Genomic DNA, 22,009 nt, shown 5'->3' on the forward strand with positions numbered 1-22,009 from the left:
GGGTCCTTCACCCATGCCCAGACAACGGGAGATCGACACCGTGACCACTTCGCTGCCCCTCACCGCCGCACAGGCCGGCGTCTGGTACGCCCAGCAGATCGATGGCACGAATCCGATCTTCAACACCGGTGCCGGGGTCGTCATCGACGGTGTGCTCGACCTCGACGCGCTCGCCGAGGCCGGCCGGCGGCTGGTGACCGAGGCCGACGTACTCCGGATCCGCGTCGAGCCGGCCGCGGGACCGGACGGGGGCGAACCCCGGCAGGTGATCGACGACGCGATCCGGGGTGAACTCACCGTCGTCGACCTCCGGAACGAGTTGGACCCGGACGCCGCCGCCGACGCGTGGATCAGCACCGACCTCGCCACTCTGACCGACCTGCGGACCGGCCCGATCTTCCGGCACGCCCTGCTGCGGCTGAGCGACGACCGGCAGATCTGGTTCCAGACCTGCCATCACCTGGCGCTCGACGCGTACACGTTCGCGCTGCTCACCGGTCGTCTCGCTGAGCTCTACACGGCGCTGGCGGCCGGCCGGGAACCGGCCGCCACCCCGCTCCGGCCGCTGCGCGACATGATCGAGGCCGACGCCGCGTACCGGGCCTCGGCGGCGTTCGCGACCGACCGGGCGTTCTGGACCGAACGGTTCGCCGACCGCCCGGCGGTGACCGGGCTCGCGCCCGGTACGCCCACCACCGCCCACCGGTTCCGCCGCGTCGAGCACCGGCTTGCCGAATCCGTCTCGGCCGGGCTGACCGCCACCGGCCAGGAGGTCCGGGCCACCTGGGTCGAGGCGCTTCTCGCCGCGGTCGCCGTCTACCTGCACCGGCTCACCGGAGGCCGCGACGTGGTGCTCGGCCTGCCGGTGATGGGCCGGCTCGGCTCGGCCACCGCCCGGGTTCCGGGCACCGCCGTCAACGTGCTGCCGCTGCGCGTCGCGGTCGACCCGGCGCAGAGCGTCGGTGAACTGCTCCGCTCGGTCGCCGCCGAGCTGAGGGCGATCCGCCGGCACCAGCGCTACCGCGGCGAGGACATCCGCCGCGACCTCAAGCTGGTCGGCGGCGACCGTCGGCTGGTCGGCCCGTGGGTGAACATCAAGCCGTTCGGCGCCGAGCTGTCGTTCGGCGGCAACCCCGGCCGGCCCCTGTACCGCGCCGCCGGACCGGTCGACGACCTCTCGATCACCGTCGACGACCGGGGTGACGGCCGGCTCGCGCTGACCGTGGACGCCAACCCGGACCTCTACCCGATGCCGGCGGTACGCGAGCACGCCCGGCGGCTCGCCGACTTCCTGCGGCACTTCGCCGCCGCCGATCCGGCCGGTGCGGTGGGCGCGCTCGACGTGGTCGGCGCGTACGAGTGGGCACGGCTGCACGACGACGGGACCGGTCCGGCCGCCGCGCTGCCCACTGCGACGCTGTCCTCGCTGGTCCGCGAGCAGGTGGCCCGTACCCCGGACCGGCCGGCGGTGACCGACGGCCGCACGTCGCTGACGTACGCCGAGCTGGACGCCGCCACCGCGGAGCTGTCCCGGCTGCTGGCCGCGCGCGGCGCGCGACCCGGCACGGTCGTCGCGGTCTGCCTGCCCCGTTCCACCACGCTGCTCGCCGCGCTGCTCGCGGTGGGCCGCACCGGCGCGGCCTACCTGCCGCTCGACCCGGACTTCCCGCCCGACCGGCTGGCGGTCATGCTCGAGGACGCGGCGCCGGTGCTGGTGCTCACCGACGGCACCGCGGCGCTGCCCACGACCCTGCCGCTGGTCCGCCCCGACGAGCGCGCCGACGCCCCGGTGCCGGACGTGCCCGAGATTCCGGACGCGCCGGCCTACGTGTTGTTCACCTCCGGGTCGACCGGGCGCCCCAAGAGCGTGGTGGTGACCCAGCGCAACCTGGTGAACTTCCTGCTCGCCATGCGGGACGTCGTGCCGCTCACCGCCGGTGACCGGCTGCTCTCGGTGACCACCGTCAGCTTCGACATCTCCGGGCTGGAGCTCTACCTTCCGCTGCTGCACGGCGCCCAGGTGGTGCTCGCGCCCAAGGAGACCGTGCAGGACGCGACGGTGCTCGGGGAACTCGTCGCCACGTCGGGAGCCACCGTGCTGCAGGCCACGCCGACGCTCTGGCGCGAGATCGCCGACGTACCGCTGCCCGGCGTCCGGGCCCTGGTCGGCGGCGAGGCGCTGCCCGCCGAGCTGGCGGCCCGGCTGCGGGCGAACACCGCCGGGATGACCAACCTGTACGGCCCGACCGAGACCACCGTCTGGTCCACCGCGGCCGAGATCACCGCCGACGGCACCCCGACGATCGGCCGGCCGATCCTCAACACCTCGGTCTACGTGCTCGACACCGCGCTGCGCCCGGTGCCCCGGGGCGTGGCCGGCGAGCTGTACATCGCCGGCGCCGGGGTGGCGATGGGCTACCTCGGCCGCCCGGCACTGACCGCCTGCCGTTTCGTCGCCGACCCGTACGGACCGCCCGGCACGCGCATGTACCGCACCGGCGACCTCGCCGCCTGGCGCCCCGACGGGACCCTCGACGTGCTCGGCCGGGTGGACCACCAGGTCAAGCTACGCGGCTTCCGGATCGAGCCGGGCGAGATCGAGGCCACGCTGCTGGCCCACCCGGCGGTGTCCCGGGCGGCGGTCGTGCTGCGGGACGGGCGTCTCGTCGGCTACGTGGTCGGCGACGCCGACCCGCAGGCGCTGCGGGCCTTCGTCGGTGGCATGCTGCCCGACTACATGGTCCCGGCGGCGGTGCTGGCGCTCGACGAGCTGCCCACCACGCCCAACGGCAAGCTCGACCGCGACGCGCTGCCCGACCCGGTCTTCGAGGCCGCCGACGCCGGTGGGGCGCGCACCGCCGAGGAGGAGATCCTCGGCGGCATCGTCGCCGACGTGCTCGGGCTGGCCTCGGTCGGCCCCCGCGACGACTTCTTCGCCCTGGGCGGTCACTCGCTGCTCGCGGCCCGCGTGGTGGCCCGGTGCCGAACCCTGCTCGGCGCGGAGCTGACCATCCGGGACGTCTTCGACGCGCCGACCGTCGCCACCCTGGCGACCCGGCTGCGCCGCGCCGCCGACCGGCCGCCGCTGGTCGCGCTCCCGCCGGTCGACCGTCCGCCGCTGTCCGCCGCGCAGCGCCGGATGTGGTTCCTGCACCGGCTCGACGGCGCCGACCCCACCTACCACCTGCCGCTGGCGCTGACCCTGCGCGGCCCGCTGGACACCGCCGCGCTGTCGCGCGCCGTGACCGCGGTCGTCGCCCGCCACGAACCACTGCGGACGGTGTACGCGACCGACCCGGACGGTCGCCCCTACCCGGTCGTGCTCCCGCCACCGCCGGTCGAGCTGTCCCGGGTGGACGACTTGGCCACGGCGGTGCGCCGGCCCTTCGACCTGGCCACCGAGCCGCCGATCCGGGCGCACCTGCACCGGGCGGACGGCGACGAGCACGTCCTGCTGCTGGTGGTGCACCACATCGCCGCCGACGAGTGGTCACTGACCCCGCTGCTGGCCGACCTGGTGGCGGCGTACGCCGGGCAGGAGCTGCCGGCCCCGTCCGTGCGGTACGCCGACTACGCCCGCTGGCAGGCCGAGCTTCCCGTCATCGACCAGCTCGACTGGTGGCGGCGGACCCTGCGGGACCTGCCGGGACCGCTGCCGTTGCCGGTCGACCGGCCGCGATCCGCGAGTCCGTCCGCCGCCGGGGCCACCCTGAGCGTCACGCTGCCGGCCGGGCTGCCCGCGCGACTGCGCACGCTCGCCCGCACGAGCGGCACGACGATGTTCATGCTGACCCACGCCGCGACCGCCGCGCTGCTGCACCGGCACGGCGCCGGCGACGACATCCCGCTCGGCACGCCGATCGCCGGACGGCCCGACGAGGCCCTGGACGACCTCGTCGGCCTGTTCGTCAACACGCTGGTGCTGCGGACCGACCTGTCCGGCGATCCGACCTTCGCCGAGCTGCTGGCCCGGGTCCGTCGCGTCGACCTGGCCGCGCTGGCCCACGCCGACGTACCGTTCGACCAGGTGCTGGACGCCCTCGCCCCGGACCGCCGGATGCTGTTCGACGTGATGGTGTCCTACCAGCACGCGCTGCCCGCCGTCGGTGACTGGCCGGTGCGGTTCGTCGACACCGGCACGGCGAAGTTCGACCTCTCCGTCGATCTGGCCGAGCGGGGCGACGACATCGTCGCCACCATCGAGTACCGGACCGAGCTGTTCGATCCGGACACCGTGCGGGCGATGGGCGGACGGCTGGTGCGGCTGCTGGAGGCCGTCGCCGCCGATCCGGATGTGCCGGTCGCCGACCTGGACCTGCTCACCGCTGACGAACGCGCCGCGCTGCTCGCCGCCGGGCCGCCGGCGCTGCCGCCGGCCACCCTCGCCGCGCTGTTCGAGCGGCAGGTCACCGCCACCCCGGCCGCACCAGCGATCGAGGCACCGGACCGGCGGGTGATGACCTACGCCGAGGTCAACGCGCGGGCCAACCGGCTCGCCCGGCTGCTGATCAGCCACGGCGCCGGTCCGGAACGGCTGGTCGGTGTGCTGCTGCCACGCGGTGTCACGGCAACCGTCGCGCTGCTCGCCGTACACAAGGCCGGCGCCGGTCACCTGCCGCTCGACCCGTCGTACCCGGACGCCCGCATCGAGCAGGTGATCGACGACGCCGCGCCGGTGCTGGTGCTGACGGATGCGACGCTCGCCGGACGGGTCACCGCGCCGACCCTGCTGATCGACGACGCCGGCGACACCGGCCCGGCGCACGACCTGACCGACTCCGAGCGGACCGCGCCGCTGCGCCCGGACCACCCGGCGTACGTCATCTACACGTCCGGCTCCACCGGCCGGCCCAAGGGCGTCGTGGTGACCCACGCCGGCCTCGCCGACCTCGCCGCCTCGGTGGCCGAGACGTTCGGCACCGGCCCCGGCACCCGCGGTTCCCAGTTCGTGTCGCCGGGCTTCGACGTGGTCTACAGCGAGCTGGCCATGTCGCTGCTGTGCGGCGGCACCCTGGTGATCGTCCCGGACGAGCGGCGGGACCTCGGTGACTTTGTCACCTCGCGGCGGCTCACCCACGTCGACCTGCCCCCGGCCCTGCTCGCCGCGCTGCCCACCGACGCGCTTCCGGCCGGTACCACAGTCGTCATCGGCGGTGAGGCGGCCCCGTCGCGGCTGGTCGAGCGCTGGTCGGCGGGGCGGGCGATGTTCAACGCCTACGGTCCGACCGAGACCACCGTCACCGCGACGACCTGGCGCGCCACCCCCGGCCCGGTGTCGATCGGGCGACCGGACCGCGGCCGCACGGCGTACGTGCTGGACCGGCGGCTGCGCCCGGTCCCGCCCGGGGTGCCGGGCGAGCTGTATCTGGGTGGCTCGGGCCTGGCCCGCGGCTACCTGGGCCGGCCGGCCCTGACCGCCGACCGGTTCGTCGCCGACCCGTTCGGCTCCCCGGGCGCCCGGATGTACCGCACCGGTGACGTGGTGCGCTGGGTGGGCGGGGGGCTGGAGTTCGCCGGGCGGGCCGACGACCAGGTGAAGATCCGTGGTTTCCGGATCGAGCTGGGCGAGGTGGAGGCCGCGCTCGCCGCGGTACCGGGCGTCGCTCAGAGCGCGGCCCTGGTCCGCGAGGACACCCCCGGGGTACGCCGGCTCGTCGGCTACGTCACCGGCACCGACCTGACGCCGGACGGGGTTCGGGCCACGCTGGCCGCGGCGCTGCCGGACCACCTGGTGCCGGCCGCGGTCGTGGTGCTCGACGGGCTGCCCCTGACGACCAGCGGCAAGACCGACCGGCGGTCCCTGCCCGCCCCGGCGGCGGCCGCCACCACGCCCGCCGGCCGGCCGGTGAACCCGGTCGAGGCGATCCTCTGCGACCTCGTCGCCGACCTGCTCGGGCTCCCCGCGGTGGGGCCCGACGACGGCTTCTTCGCGCTGGGCGGGGACTCGATCGTCTCCATCCAGCTCGTCGCCAGGGCCCGCGCCGCCGGCCTGCGGATCACGCCGCGCCAGGTCTTCGACCACAAGACGCCGGCGGCCCTCGCCGCCGTCGCCGAGGTCGCGGTCGACGCGGTGGCGGACCCGGGTGCCGTCGGCGCGGTGCCGCTCACCCCGATCCTCGCCTGGGCCCGTGACCTCGGTGTCGGCCTGGCACGCTACAGCCAGGCGATGCTCGTGCACGCCCCGGCCGATCTGAGCCGGCTCGAGAGCGCGGTCCAGGCGCTGCTGGACACTCACGACCTTCTGCGCGCCCGCTGGACCGGCACCGGACTGGAGGTGCCCGTGCGGGGCGCTGTCGCCGCCGCCGCGCTGATCACCAGGTCCGACCTCGACCCGGCCGCCGCGCTGGCTGACGCGGTGCACCGGCTGGCCCCCCGCGACGGCGTGATGGCGCAGGTCGTCCGCCTGCCCGGCCGCCTGCTGCTGGTCGTTCACCACCTCGTGGTGGACGGCGTCTCCTGGCGCATTCTGCTCGACGACCTGGCCCGGGCCTGCGCGGGTGAGTCCCTGGCCCCGGCGACCACGTCGTTCCGCACCTGGGCGCGCGGCCTGCCGGCGGCAGCCGCCGCACGGGCCGGCGAAATGGCGCACTGGCTGGCCGTGACCGACGGGCACCCGCAGCCGTCCTCGCCGCTGGACGTCGCCGGCAACCTGCGGGAGCTGACCGTCGAGATCGGACCGGACGTCACCCGCGGGCTGCTCACCACGGTGCCCGAGGCCTACCGGGCGGGCGTGCCCGACGTGCTGCTCACCGGGCTCGCCCTGGCCGCCGGCCGGCCGCTGCTCGTCGGTCTGGAGGGGCACGGCCGGGAGGAACACGTCGTGCCGGGCGCCGACCTGAGCCGTACGGTGGGCTGGTTCACCACCGAGTACCCGGTCGCGGTCGACGCCGTCGGGCTGGACGGCCCGGTCGCCCTGAAGCGGGTCAAGGAGCAACTGCGCGCCGCCCCGGACCACGGCATCGGCTACGGCCTGCTGCGCCACCTCGGCGGCGGGGAGCTGGCCGGGCGGCGTGAGCCGGAGATCGTGGTCAACTACCTGGGCCGGTTCGACGGGTCGTCGGAGCAGCCGTTCTCCCCGGCGCCGGAGCTGCCCGCGCCCGCGGTCACCGTCGACGCGGACATCCCGGTCCGCCACCCGGTCACCGTCAACGCCGGCACCGCCGACACCCCGGACGGACCGGTGCTGCGCCTGCGGGTGTCGTATCTGCCGCACCGGGCGCCGTCGGTCGCCGGCCTGGTCGAGCGGTGGGTCGCCGCGCTGGCCGGGCTGGTCCGCGAGCCCGGTCCGGGCGGGCGCACCCCGTCCGACCTGCCGCTGCTCGACCTGCGTCAGGACGAGGTGGAGGAACTGGAGCGCCGGGTGCCGGACCTCGCCGACGCGTGGCCGCTGTCGCCGTTGCAGGCCGGCATCCACTTCCTGTCGTCGTACGCCCCCGACGGGGCCGACGTCTACGTGGTGCAGCAGCGGTTCGAGCTGGCCGGCCCGCTGGACGCCGGGCGGTTGAGGGCCGCCGTGGCGGCGCTGCTCGACCGGCACCCGAACCTGCGGATCGCCGTGCACGACCTCGGCCGCGGGCCGATCCAGGTGGTCCCGGCCACGGTCACCGTGCCGTGGACGGAGGTGGACCTGTCCGCCGGCGGCTCGCTGGAGGACCTGCTCGCCGCCGACCGAGCGCGGCGCTTCGACCTGACCGCCCCGCCGCTGCTGCGGCTCACCCTGGTCCGCCTCGGCGCGGACCGGCACGTGCTCGTCTTCACCCAGCACCACCTGCTGATGGACGGCTGGTCCGGGCCGCTGGCCGTCCGCGACCTGTTCACCTTCTACGCGGGCGGCAACCCGCCCACGCCCCGACCGTACACCGACCATCTCGCCTGGCTGGCCCGGCAGGAACCGGCGGCGGCCGAGGCGGCCTGGCGCGCGGCGCTCGCCGGGGTGGACGAGCCCACGCTCGTCGCGCCCGACGCCACCGGCGCGATGGTGCCGCAGGTCGCCGAGGCGTTCCTGCCGGCCGACGCGAACGCCCGGCTCACCGCTGTCGCGCGGGGCCTCGGCGTCACCGTCAACACCGTCGTGCAGGCGGTGTGGGCGGTGCTGCTCGGGCAGCTCACCGGCCGTGACGACGTCGTCGCCGGCGCGACCGTCGCCGGCCGGCCGGCGGACCTGCCCGGCGCGGAATCGATGGTGGGCCTGTTCATCAACACCATCCCGGTCCGGGTCCGGCCCGCCCCGGCGGACACCTGGGCGTCGTTGCTCACCCGGCTGCAGGCGCAGCAGGCCGCGCTGCTGGAGCACCAGCACGTTGGGCTCACCGACCTGCACCGCCTCGCCGGGCTGCCCCGGCTGTTCGACACCCTGACCGTCTTCGAGAGCTACCCGCTGGACCCCACCGAACTGGCCGCCGGCAGCGGCCTCGCCGTCACGCCCGGCATCCCGCTGGACGCCACGCACTATCCGCTGAGCCTGGTCGCCATTCCCGAGCAGCTGCTGCGGCTGCGCCTGGAGTACCGGCCGGACCTCTACTCGGCGCGCTCCGCAGGGGAACTGCTCGACCGGGTGGTCCGGCTGCTGGAGGCGGTCGCGACGGATCCCCACCGGCGCCTGGCCGCGGTCGGGGTGCTCTCCGCCGCCGAGGAGGCGGCGCTGGTCAGGTGGAACACCACCACCCGGCCGGTGCCGGCCGGCTCGGTGGTGGACGTGTTCCGCCGGCAGGTCGCGGCCACCCCCGACGCACCCGCCCTCGTCTTCGCCCACACGACGCTGACCTTCGCGCAGCTGGCGGGCCGGGTCGACGCGCTCGCCGCCCGGCTCGTCGCGTCCGGCGCCGGCCCGGAACGGGCGGTGGCCGTGCTCCTGCCCCGCTCGGCGGAGTCGGTGGTCGCCTGGCTCGCGGTGCTGGCCGCCGGCGCGGCGTACCTGCCCGTCGACGCCGACCTGCCGGCCGAGCGGATCGACTTCATGCTGGCCGACGCCCGGCCGGCGGTGGTGCTGCGGGACACCGTGGCACCGGCCGCGCCGGCGCCGGCGGTCGGCATCGATCCGCGCTCTGCGGCCTACGTGCTCTACACCTCCGGCTCCACCGGCCGGCCCAAGGGCGTCGTCGTGCCGCACGCCGCGGTGGCGAACTTCTACCACCACCACGCCCAGGTGATCTTCCCGGAGCTGTCCGGGGGCCGGCGCGTCCGGGCCGCCCTGACCGCCGCGCTGTCCTTCGACACCTCCTGGGAGGGTGTGCTCTGGCTGCTCGCCGGCCACGAGCTGCACGTCGTCGACGACGAGACCCGCCGCGACCCGCGACTGCTCAACGACTACGTGGCCGGCCACGGCATCGACTTCCTGGACGTCACTCCGTCGCTGGCGGACCGGCTCGTGGCAGAGGGCCTGCTGACCGATCCCCGGCACGTGCCGGCCTCGCTCGCCCTCGGTGGCGAGGCGGCCGGCGCCGCGCTCTGGACGGCGCTGCGCTCGTCGCCCGTCCGGGCGATCAACCTGTACGGCCCGACCGAGTGCACGGTGGACACGTTGCTGGCCCGGCTGGCCGACAGCGAGACGCCGTCGGTGGGCCGCCCGATCGGCAACACCCGGGCGTACGTGCTCGACCACGCGCTTCGTCCGGTGCCGCCCGGCGTGTCCGGCGAGTTGTACCTGGCCGGCGCCCAGCTCGGCCGGGGTTACCTGAACCGGCCGGGACTGACCGCCGGGCGCTTCGTCGCCGATCCGTTCGCAGCACCCGGGACGGTCATGTACCGCACCGGCGACGTGGTGCGGTGGACCGCCGACGGCAGTCTCGACTACCTGGGCCGCGCCGACGACCAGGTGAAGATCCGTGGCTTCCGGATCGAGCTGGGGGAGATCGAGAACGTCCTGCGGGCCCATCCGGACGTCGAGCAGGTCGTGGTGGTCGCCCGGGACGAGCCGAAGCGGCTGGTCGCGTACGTGGTGGGTCAGACGGCAGGGCTGCGTGAGCACGCCGCGACGAGGCTGCCCGACTACATGGTGCCGGCCGCGTTCGTCGCGCTCGACGCGCTGCCCACCACCACCGCGGGCAAGGTCGACCGGCGGGCGTTGCCCGAGCCCGACCGCACCGCCTTCCCGGTCACCGCCGCACCACGCACGCCGGTGGAGGAGGTGCTGTGCGGCCTGTACGCGGACCTGCTCGGGCTGCCGGCGGTCGGCGTGCACGACGACTTCTTCCTTCTGGGCGGGCACTCGCTGCTGGCGACCAGCCTGGCCGCACGGATCCGCGGGGCCCTCGGCGTGACCGTGCGGATCCGGACCGTCTTCGAGGCGCCGACGGTGGCCGATCTGGCCCGGCGGCTCGCCGACGACGCGGGCGACGAGCGTCCACCGCTGGCCGCCCGCGAGCACGGGGTCCGGCTGCCGCTGTCGTTCGCCCAGCGTCGGCTCTGGTTCCACGACCGGTTGCACGGGTCGAGCGCCACCTACAACGTGGCGTTCGCGTCCCGGCTCACCGGGCCGCTCGACGTGCCCGCGCTGGCCGTGGCGCTCGCCGACGTGGTGGCCCGGCACGAGAGCCTGCGTACCGTGTTCGCCGACTCCGACGGCCAGCCGTACGCCCGCCTGCTGCCGCCCGCCCCCCCGCCGCTCCCAGTGGTGGACTGCGCCCCGGACGAGGTCGGTGCGCTGCTGCGCGAAGCCGCGCGAGAGCCGTTCGACCTGGCCACCGGTCCGCTGCTGCGGTGCACCCTGTTCGCCACCGGGCCGGGGCAGGCGACGCTGCTGCTCCTGCTGCACCACATCGTCACCGACGAGTGGTCCGAGGGTCGATTGATGACCGACCTCGGCACCGCCTACGCGGCCCGTCGCGGCGGCGGCGCACCGGCCTGGACCCCCCTGCAGGTGCAGTACGCCGACTACGCGGTCTGGCAGCGCGAGCTGCTCGGCGACCCGGCCGATCCGGCCAGCCGCGCCGCCCGGCAGGCCGCCCACTGGCGTGAGGCGCTGGCGGGCGCCCCGGAGGAACTCACGCTGCCCACCGACCGGCCCCGCCCGCCGGTGCCGTCGCACACCGGCGGGATCGTGACCTTCGACGTGCCGGCCGCGGTGCACCGGCGGCTGCGGCGGCTGGCCGGCGAGACGGGCGCGACCGCGTTCATGGTGGTCCAGGCGGCCACCGCGGTGCTGCTGAGCCGGCTCGGCGCCGGCGACGACATCCCGCTGGGCAGTCCGCTCGCAGGCCGGGACGCCGAAGCGCTCGACGACCTGGTCGGGTTCTTCGTCAACACGCTGGTGCTGCGCACCGACGTGTCCGGCGACCCGACCTTCCGGGAGCTGGTGGGCCGGGTCCGGACCACCGACCTGGCCGCCTACGCCCACGCCGACCTGCCGTTCGAGCGTCTGGTGGAGGCGGTCAACCCGGAGCGCTCGGCCGCCCGCAACCCGCTGTTCCAGGTCATGCTCGCCTACCAGCACGTGCCCGCCGAGGTGCCGGGCCTGCCCGGCCTGCGGGTCGACCCGGAGCCGGTCGACACCGGGGTGGCCCAGTTCGACCTGGGCATCGTGGTCACCGAGCGGCACGGCATGGACGGCCTCATCGGCGTCGTCGAGTACGCCGCCGACCTCTACGACCGCTCCAGCGCCGAGGCGCTGGCCGCGCGCCTGGTCCGGGTCCTCGACGCGGTGACCGCCGCGCCGGACCGGCCGGTGGGCGCCGCCGAGCTGCTCACGCCGGCGGAGCGGCGGGAGGTGCTGGCGGCCGGGCGCGGTCACGCCGCGCAGCACCCGCCGAGCACCCTGCCCGAGCTGTTCGAGGCGCAGGTGCGGCGCAGCCCGGACGCGGTCGCGCTGATCGACGGCGCCACCCGCTACACGTACGCCGAGCTGGACGCCCGCGCCAACCGGGTCGCCCGGGCGTTGCGCGAGCGGGGGGCCGGCCCGGAGCAGATCGTGCTGGTGCGCCTGCCGCGCGGGGCGGACCTGGTGGTGGCCGAACTCGCCGTCGCCAAGGCCGGCGCGGCGTACCTGCCGGTCGAGCCGGGCCACCCGGCGGACCGGCTCGCCACCATCGTCGCCGAGGCCCGGCCGGTGCTCACAGTGGACGGGCCGCTGCCGGAGCACCCGGATGCCGGGCCGCTCGGCGACCGGCCGAGCCCGCTGCACCCGGCGTACGTCATCTACACCTCGGGCAGCACCGGGCGGCCCAAGGGCGTCGTGGTTCCGCACGCCGGCCTGGCCGCTCTGGCCGGCACGTTCCACCGCACCCTGCGGCTGGGCGCCGGCAGCCGGATGACGCAGTTCGCCTCGCCGAGCTTCGACGTCACAGTGGCCGAGGTGGTGGCCACCCTGACCGCCGGGGCCACCCTGGTCGTCGTACCGGAGGAGCAGCGACTCGGGGAGGCGTTCGCGGCCTTCGTCCGCGACCAGGGGATCACCCACTTCGCGCTGCCGCCGTCCGCGTTGGGCGCGGTGCCGGCCGGCAGCGTCCCGGCGCACGTCACCGTCGTCACCGGCGCCGACCGGTGCCCGCCCGAGCTGGTCGAGCGGTGGACCGCGACCAACCCCATGATCAACGCGTACGGGCCGACCGAGACCACTGTCAACGCGACCTTCTGGCGGTGCGCGCCGGGACCGGTGCTGATCGGTCGGCCGGACCACGACCGCTTCGCCTACGTGCTGGACCATCGGCTGCGTCCGGTGCCGCCGGGTGTGCCCGGCGAGCTGTACCTCGGTGGCGCCGGCCTGGCCCGCGGCTACCTCGCGCAGCCGGGGCTGACCGCCCAGCGCTTCGTCGCGGACCCCTTCGGCCCGCCCGGCGCCCGGATGTACCGCACCGGCGACGTCGTGCGCTGGGTGGACGGGCAGCTCGAATTCCTCGGCCGGGCCGACGCCCAGGTGAAGATCCGCGGCTTCCGGATCGAGCTGGGCGAGGTGGAGAGCGCCGTCCGGGCGCTGCCGGGGGTGCGGCGGGCGGCGGTCGTCGTGCGGGACGGCCGCCTGGTGGCCTACGTGGTCGGTTCCGCCACCGAGGCGGACCTGCGCCGCGGCACGGCCGACGCGGTGCCGGACTACATGGTCCCCGCCGCGTTCGTGCCGCTCGACGAGCTGCCGCTGAACGCGGCCGGGAAGGTGGACGTCCGACGGCTGCCGGCGCCGACGTTCACCGTCGGCGACTCCGGAGCCGCCACGAGCCCGGTCGAACGGCGGATGCGTGAGCTGTTCGCCGAGGTTCTCGGCCTGAGCGAGGTGGGCGGCGCGGACAGCTTCTTCGCGCTCGGCGGCGACTCCATCGTCTCCATCCAACTCGTCGCCAGGGCCCGCGCCGCCGGTCTGCGGATCAGCCCCCGCCAGGTGTTCGAGGCGAAGACCCCGGCCGCGCTCGCGGCGTTGGCCGGCACGGACGGGACGGTCACGGAGGCGCCCGACGCGGCGCTCGGCGACGTGCCGGTCACCCCGATCGTCGGCTGGCTCCGCGACCAGGGCGCGCCGATCGGCCGGTTCCACCAGTCGATGCTGCTGCGGGTGCCGGCCGAGGTGACCACCGCGGACCTGACGGTGGCGTTGCAGGCCGTGCTGGACCGGCACGACGTGCTGCGGGCCCGGTGGACCGGCAGTGGTCTGCACGTGCCGCCGGTGGGCGCGGTCGACGCCGCCGCGCTGATCCACCCCGCCGGAGGGGACCTGGGGGCCGCGTACGCGGCGGCGGTGCGCCGCCTCGACCCGGAGGGCGGGGTGATGGTGCAGGCCGTGCCGGCTCCCGGCCGGCTGTTGCTGGTGGCGCACCACCTCGTGGTGGACGGGGTGTCCTGGCGCATCATCGGACCGGACCTGCGCGACGCCTGGGAGGCCGTGGTCGCCGGCAAGCGACCTGACCTGGCACCCACCGGCACCTCGTTCCGGCAGTGGGCCAGCGGCCTGCGGGACGCCGCGCTCACGCGTGGCCCGGAGATGGCGTTCTGGCGGCGGACAGTCGCCGGGCTCACCCAGCGCACCTGGCACGGCGAGCCGCGCGAGATCGTCCGGGTGCTGCCCCCGGAGCGCGCCGCCCCGCTGTTGACCACGGTGCCCGCGGCGGTGCACGGCACCGCGCAGGACGTGCTGCTCACCGCCCTGGCCCGAGTGCTGGGCGGCCCGGACGGCGAACTCGTCGTCGAGCTGGAGGGGCACGGCCGTGAGGAACAGGTGGTGCCCGGTGCCGACCTGTCGCGCACCGTCGGCTGGTTCACCACCACCTTCCCGGTCCGGTTCGGCGGCGAACTCAAGCAGGTCAAGGAGCAGCTACGCGCGGTGCCGGACAACGGCATCGGGTACGGCCTGCTGCGCGATCGGCTGGGATCCGCCCGGCCGCCGGTGCTCTTCAACTACCTCGGTCGGTTCACCGCCGACGAGGGCCCGTGGTCGCCGGACCCGACGGATCTCGGCACTGTGCCCGACGGGCTGCCCCGCGCCCACGGCCTCGAGGTCACCGTCACCACGCTCGACAGCGTGGCCGGTCCGTCACTGGAGGTGCGCTGGTCGTGGCCGTCGGACGCGCATGCCGAGCACACGGTCACGGGCTGGGCGGACGACTATCTCACGGCCCTGGCCGCGCTGGCCGCCGGTGACGCGAACGGCGGGCTCACCCCGTCCGACCTGTTGGTGCAGTTGAGCCAGGACGAGATCGACGACTTCGAGGATGGGTGGGAGACCCTGTGAGCAAGCCGCCTGGACTGCAGGACATCCTGCCGCTGTCCCCGTTGCAGGAGGGCTTCTACTTCCTGTCCTCCTACGCCGGGCAGGACGCCGACGTCTACACCGTGCAGCAGGTGCTGGAACTGTCCGGGCCGGTCGACACCGACCGGCTGCGCGCCGCCGCCGCCACGCTGCTGGAGCGGTACCCCAACCTGCGGGCCGCGTTCCGGCCGCGCAGGAGCGGCGAGCCGGTACAACTTGTTCCGGCCCGGGTGGAGACGCCCTGGTCGGTGGTAGATCTGCGCGGGTCGGGCGAGGCGGCCGGTGCGGCGGCGCTGGCCCGGCTGCTCGACCAGGAGCGGGCCCGCCGCTTCGACCTCGGCCGGCCGCCGCTGCTGCGCTGGGTGCTGGTCCGGCTCGCCGAGGAACGGCACCGGCTGGTGCTGACCGCCCACCACATCCTGTTCGACGGCTGGTCCGGTCCGCTCCTGGTGCGCGATCTGCTCCGGAGCTACGCCGGCGAACCGCTGCCGCCGGCCCCGCAGTACCGGGACCACCTCGCCTGGGTGGCCGGGCAGGACACCAGCGCCGCCCGTTCGGCGTGGGCGGCGTACCTGGACGGGGTGACGGAACCGACAGTGCTCGGCCGGGCGGACCCGCACCGGCGGGCCGTCGTTCCCGTCGAGACCTCGACGACGGTTCCGGCGGGCGCACTGACCGCGTTCGCCCGCAACCACGGCGTCACCCTGAACACCGTCGTGCAGACGCTGTGGGGGATCCTGCTGGGCCGGCTCACCGGTCGCGACGACGTGCTCTTCGGTGCCACCGTGTCCGGTCGGCCGGCGACGCTGCCCGGCGCCGACGAGATGGTCGGCCTGTTCATCAACACCCTGCCCGTACGGGTCCGGCTCGCCCCCTCCGACACCCTGCTCGACGTGCTGCGCCGGGTGCAGGCCGAGCAGGCGGGCCTGCTCGACCACCAGCACCTGGGCCTGGCGGAGATCCAGCGGCAGGCCGCCGCCGGGCCGCTGTTCGACACCCTGGTGGTGTTCGAGAGCTACCCGGTGGACGCGAGCGGGCTGGCCGCCTCGCAGGACGCGGCGGGCCTGCGGGTCACCGCGGTCACCGGCCGCGACGCCACCCACTATCCCGCCACGCTGACCGTCGTGCCCGACGCGGAAACGGTGACGTTCAGCCTCGACCACCGGCCGGACGAGTTCCCCGCGACGTGGGCGGCCGAGGTGCTGCGGCGCCTGACCGACCTCCTCGCGATGATGCTCGCCGACCCGGCGGCGACGCTCGCCTCGGTGCCGATCGGCCCGACCGAGACGCTGGTGGGGGAGATCGCCGCGGTCCCACCCGAGTCGGTCGTGGACATCTTCCGGCGGCAGGCGGCGGCCACCCCCGACGCGGTGGCGCTGGTCGCCGGCGACCAGGTGCTCAGCTTCGCCGGACTCGCGGCCCGGGTGGACGCGCTCGCGACGCGGTTGCTCGCCGAGGGAGCCGGACCGGAGCGGGTGGTCGCGGTGGCGCTGCCACGGTCGGCGGACGCGCTGGTCGCCTGGCTGGCGGTGCTCGCCGCCGGCGCGGTCTACCTGCCGATCGACGCCGGCCTGCCGGCCGAGCGGGTCGACTTCATGGTGGCCGACGCCCGCGCGGTGCTCGTCCTGCGGGACGCCGGGGCGCCGGCCGCGACGGCGCCGTCGGTCGCCGTCGATCCGCGTTCGGCGGCCTACGTGCTCTACACCTCCGGTTCCACCGGCCGACCCAAGGGCGTCGTGGTCGCCCACGACAACCTGGCCAACCTGTACGCGAGCCAGCGGTCGCTCTTTCCCGCCGAGCGGCGGATCCGGGTCGCGCTGACCGCCGCGCTGTGGGTCGACACCGCTGTCGAAGGGCTGCTCTGGCTGGTCGCCGGGCACGAGCTGCACCTGGTCGACGACGAGACCCGGCACGATCCGGAGCTGCTGGCCCGCTACGTGGCGGCGTGCGGCGTCGACTATGTGGACGTCACACCGTCCTTCGCCGAGGCGCTGCTGCCCCAACTCACCGCCGTGCCGCGGTATCTGGTGGTCGGTGGCGAGGCGACCGGGCCGGCACTGTGGACCGCCCTGCGTGGCTGCGGCAGCACCGTGCTCAACCTGTACGGCCCCACCGAGTGCACCGTGGACACCCTGGTGGCGGACGTCGCGGACAGCGTCACCCCGCTGGTCGGCCGCCCGATCCGCAACACCCGTGCGTACGTTCTCGACCGGGCGCTGCGGCCGGTGCCGGCCGGAGTCGCGGGGGAGCTGTACCTGGCCGGCGCGCCGCTCGCCCGGGGCTACCTGGGCCGGGCCGGACTCACCGCGACCCGGTTCGTGGCCGATCCGTTCGGAGCGGCCGGATCGCGGATGTACCGCACCGGCGACGTGGTGCGCCGCACCACCGACGGACGCGTCGAGTTCGTCGGCCGGGCGGACGACCAGGTGAAGATCCGGGGCTTCCGGATCGAGCTGGGCGAGGTGCGGGCGGCGGTCGAGGCCGCGCCCGGGGTACGGCAGGCCGTCGTGGTGGTCCGCGAGGACGGGGTGCGGCGGCTCGTCGCGTACCTGACCGGGGCGGGATCGCTGGACGCGGTCCGCGCGCACGTCGCGGCCTCGCTGCCGGAGCACATGACGCCGGCCGCGTACGTTCGGCTCGACGCGCTGCCGCTGACCCCGGCCGGCAAGGTGGACCGCCGGGCGCTGCCCGCCCCGGAGGTCGCCGTTGGCGCCACCCGCGCGCGCAACCCGGTGGAGGAGACGGTCGCCGGGCTGTTCGCGCAGGTGCTGGGGCTGCCCGCGGTCGGTGTCGAGGACAGCTTCTTCGCTCTCGGCGGGGACAGCATCCTCAGCCTGCAACTGGTCGCCCGGGCCCGCGCCGCCGGATTGCGGATCACGCCGCGGCAGGTGTTCGAGGAGCGCACGGTCGCCGGCGTCGCCGCCGTCGCGGAGGCGGCGACCGAGCCGCCGCGCCCCGGTGTGCCGCCGGCCGGGCCGGTTCCGCTCACCCCGGCCGTCGCCCGGCTCGCCGAGCAGGGGGTGCCGGCCCGGTTCACCCAGTCCATGGTGTGGCACACCCCAGCCGCGCTGACCCGCCCAACCCTGGTCGCCATCCTGCGCGCGCTGGCCGACACGCACGACCTGCTGCGGGCGCGCTGGACCGGCACCCACCTCGCCGTACCCCCGCCCGGTGGGGCGCCCCGGCTGACGGTGCTGCCCGGCGGCGCCGACGTCGACGCCGCCCGCGCGGCGGCCGTGGCTCGGCTCGACCCGGTCACCGGTGCGATGGCGGAGGCGGTCTGGTTCGACGGCGGTCGGGACGCGCCGGGCCGGTTGCTGTTGGTCGCGCACCACCTGGTCGTCGACGGGGTGTCGTGGCGGGTGCTCGGCGACGACCTGAGGGCGGCGTGGGCGGCGGTCGCCGAAGGCCGCGACGTGGCGCTGCCGCCGGTGCCGACTTCCTTCCGAGCCTGGGCGACCGGGCTGGCCACTGTGGACCGGACCGCGGAGGCGGCCCACTGGTCGGCGGTGCTGGCCGGCGCGGAGCCGCCCCTGGGGGCGCGGGCCGTCGATCCCGCCCGGGACACCGTGGGCGGCAGCCGGGTGGTCACCGTGTCGCTGCCGCCGGAGCGTACCCGGGCACTGCTCACCACCGTCGCCGAGGCGTTCCGGGCCGGGGTGCACGAGGTGCTGCTCGCGGGGCTGGCCATGGTGCTGGCTCCGCGCACCGGCGGCCGGATCCGGGTGCAGCTGGAGGGGCACGGCCGGCACGCCGAGGCGGTGCCCGGCGCCGACCTGTCCCGCACGGTCGGCTGGTTCACCACGGAGTACCCGGTGCGGCTCGAGCCCGGCGACGGCGGAGTCGCGACCGCGTTCAAGCGGGTCAAGGACCAGTTGCGGGCCGTGCCGGGCGACGGACTCGGCTACGGGCTGCTGGGCCTGCCGGCCGTCTCGGCGCAGGTGCTGTTCAACTACCTCGGCCGCTTCGACGGCGACGCCGACCACGGGGACTGGACGCCGGTCGACGGACTCGGTGGCGACGCCGACCCGTCGACGCCGATGACCCACGCGTTGGAGGTCAACGTCTCGGTGACCGGCGACCGGCTCACCGCGCACCTGGCCTACCCGGCCGGCGTGCTCACCGAGGCCGAGGTGCGGGAGATGGCCGCGCGGTGGTTCGCCGCGCTGGAGTCGCTGGAGCGCGCGCCCGGCGGGCGGAGCACCGCCGACCTGCCGCTGCTCGACGTCACCCAGGACGATGTGGAGGACCTGGAGCGGCGCTTCCCCGACCTGGTCGACGCCTGGTCGCTGGCGCCGTTGCAACGCGGCCTGTACTTCCTCTCCTCGTACGACGAGGCGGCCGGTGACGTCTACACCGTGCAGCAGGTGCTCGACCTGACCGGCCCGCTGGACGTCGGCCGGTTGCGGGCGGCGGCGGCCGACCTGTTCGAGCGGCACCCCAACCTGCGAGCCGGCTTCGTGACCAGCGCGTCCGGCGTGCCGGTGCAGATCCTCCCGGCGAAGGTGGAGCTGCCCTGGCGAGAGGTCGACCTGTCGGGCGCCGTCGACCCGGAGGCGGCGACCGCCGAGGTGCGGGCCGCCGAGCGCGGGCATTTCGACCTGTCCCGGCCGCCGTTGCTGCGCTGGACGCTGGCTCGGCTCGGCCCGGACCGGCACCGCCTGATCAGCACCGAGCATCACATCCTGCTGGACGGCTGGTCCGGTCCGCTGGTCGTGCGCGACCTGCTGGCCCGCTACGCGGGCGTGGACGTCGCGCCGCCGCGGCCGTACCGGGCGCATCTGGAGTGGCTGGCCACCCGGGACACCGCGGCGGCCGAGCGGGCCTGGCGGGACGCGCTGGCCGGGATCACCGACGCGACCCGGGTGGTTCCGCCGGACGCGGGCCGGCCCGCCGAACCCGGATACCTCGACGCGGAACTCCCCGACGACCTGCGTCGCCGCCTCGCCGCGCTGTGCCGCGAACGTGAGGTCACGCTGAACACCGTCGTGCAGGCCGCCTGGGGTGTGCTGCTCGGTGGGCTGACCGGCCGCGACGACGTCGTGTTCGGCGCCACCGTCTCCGGCCGGGAGTCCGGCCTGGACGGCGTGGAGGACATGATCGGGCTATTCATCACCACCGTACCGGTGCGCGTGCGGCTGCGCGCCGCCGAGCCGTGGTCCGCGCTGCTGCGCCGGCTCCAGACCGAGCAGTCCCGGTTGCTGGACCACCACCACCTCGGCCTGGCCGAGATCCAGCGGGCGCACGGGCGGGGCGAGTTGTTCGACACTCTCACCGTCTTCGAGAGCTATCCGGTGGACGCCGCCGCGCTCGCCGCCGGCGAGGCGTCGGCCGGTCTGAAGATCGACGGGGTACGCCAGCACGACGCCACCCACTACCCGCTGACGTTGGTGGCCGGCGACGAGGGTGGGCTGGCGATCAACCTGGAGTACCGCCGGGACCTGTTCACCGCCGAGGCGGCGCGTACCCTGCTCGACCGGTTGACCGGGATCCTCACGACGCTGACCGTCGATCCGGACCGGCCAGTCGGCCGCACCGACGTGGTGGCCCACGCCGAGCGGGAGCGGATGCTGGTGGCCTGGAACGCCGATCGCACCCCGGTCGACCAGGTCACGCTGCCCGCGGTGCTGAACGGCTGGGCGGCGCGGACCCCGGACGCCCCGGCGCTGACCGTCCGCGACGAGACGCTGGACTACGCGTCCTTCGCGGCCCGTGCCAACCGGCTGGCCCGGCTCCTGATCGAGCGGGGAGCGGCACCGGAACGCCGGGTCGCGCTGGTGCTGCCGCGGGGCGTCGACATCGTGGTGGCGATCTGGGGCGTGCTCGCCTCCGGCGCGGCGTACGTGCCGATCGACCCGGACTACCCGGCGGACCGGATCGCGTCGATGCTCGACGACGCCGATCCGGTGCTGGTACTCACCGACGCCGCCCACGCCGGCCTGCTGCCGGCCGGCCGGCAGCGGCTGCTGCTGGACGACGACCCGGCGGCGGGCCACGACGGCGCGCCGGTCGAGACGACGCTCACCCCGGACAACGCCGCCTACGTCATCTACACCTCGGGCAGCACCGGCCGGCCCAAGGGCGTCGTGGTGCCGCACCGTACCGTGGTCAACCTGTTCACCAACCACGATCGCGACGTGCTCACCCCGGCCGGGCAGGGCAAGCTGCGCATCGGGCACAACTGGTCGTTCGCCTTCGACGCCTCCTGGCAGCCGATGCTGGGCCTGCTCGGCGGCCACCACCTCGACCTGGTGACCGAGGAGACCCGCCGGGACCCGGCGGCGCTGGTGTCGTTCGTCCGCGACCGGGGAATCGACTTCATCGAGGTGGCGCCGTCGCACCTGGAGCAACTGCTCGCCGCCGGGCTGGCCGAGAGCGGCCGGACCGGGCTGCGGGTGCTCGGCGTCGGCGGCGAGGCGATCCCGCAGCCGCTTTGGGAGAAGATGCAGCACCTGCCGGGGACGGCGGCCTTCAACTTCTACGGCCCCACCGAGTGCACCGTCGACGCGGTGGTGGCCGACGTGCGCGACTCGATCCGCCCGCTGATCGGCCGTGGTGTCACCAACAGCAGCCTCTACGTGCTCGACCACTGGTTGCGCCCGGTGCCCCCGGGTGTGGACGGTGAGTTGTACATCGGCGGAGCACAGGTGGCCCGCGGCTATCACGGCCGGCCGGACCTGACCGCGGGCCGGTTCGTCCCCGACCCGTTCGGTCCGCCCGGCAGCCGGATGTACCGCACCGGTGACGTGGTGCGCTGGACCGCCGACGGCCGGATCGACTTCGTGGGGCGGACCGACAACCAGGTCAAGATCCGTGGCTTCCGGATCGAGTTGGGCGAGATCGAGGCGGCGCTCGCCGCCCATCCGGCCGTCCGCCAGGCCGCGCTCGACGTGCGGGACGATGACGGGGTGCGCCGGCTGGTCGGCTACGTCGTCGCCCCGGCCGACGTGACCGCCGGGGACCTGCGTGCCTTCCTCGCCACCCGGCTGCCCGCGCACCTGGTGCCGGCCGCGTTCGTCGTCCTCGACCGACTTCCCGTCACCGTCAACGGCAAGATCGACCGGGTGGCGCTCCCGGCTCCGGTGATCGAGGGCACCGGGCGGGCGCCGCGGACCGGCACGGAGCGGGTGCTGTGCGAGGTCGCCACCGAGGTGCTGGGGGTGCCCGGCGTCGGTGGCGACGACGACCTGTTCGACCTGGGCGCGGACAGCATCTCGGCGATGCGGCTCGTCGCGGCGGCACGCGCGCGTGGCGTGGCGCTGCGGACCCGCGATGTGTTCGCGGGGCGCACGGTGGAGGCCGTGTCCCGGCTCGCGGACGATCAGGTTAGGCTCGCCTAAT

2 protein-coding genes are annotated in these 22,009 nt (G+C 75.4%); both read left to right on the plus strand.

Going from position 1 to position 22,009, the window contains the following annotated elements; translation table 11 throughout:
• Positions 1 to 13 precede the first annotated feature (13 nt).
• Positions 14 to 14,650, plus strand: coding sequence for a non-ribosomal peptide synthetase (locus C569_RS0126235; RefSeq protein WP_018788712.1), 14,637 nt, complete (start codon positions 14 to 16; stop codon positions 14,648 to 14,650).
• Positions 14,647 to 22,008, plus strand: coding sequence for a non-ribosomal peptide synthetase (locus C569_RS31100; protein WP_018788713.1), 7,362 nt, complete (start codon positions 14,647 to 14,649; stop codon positions 22,006 to 22,008). The genes C569_RS0126235 and C569_RS31100 overlap by 4 nt, the downstream gene beginning before the upstream one ends.
• Position 22,009 lies beyond the last annotated feature (1 nt).

The organism is Micromonospora sp. CNB394 (assembly GCF_000374985.1).
Classification (GTDB): Bacteria; Actinomycetota; Actinomycetes; order Mycobacteriales; family Micromonosporaceae; genus Micromonospora; species Micromonospora marina.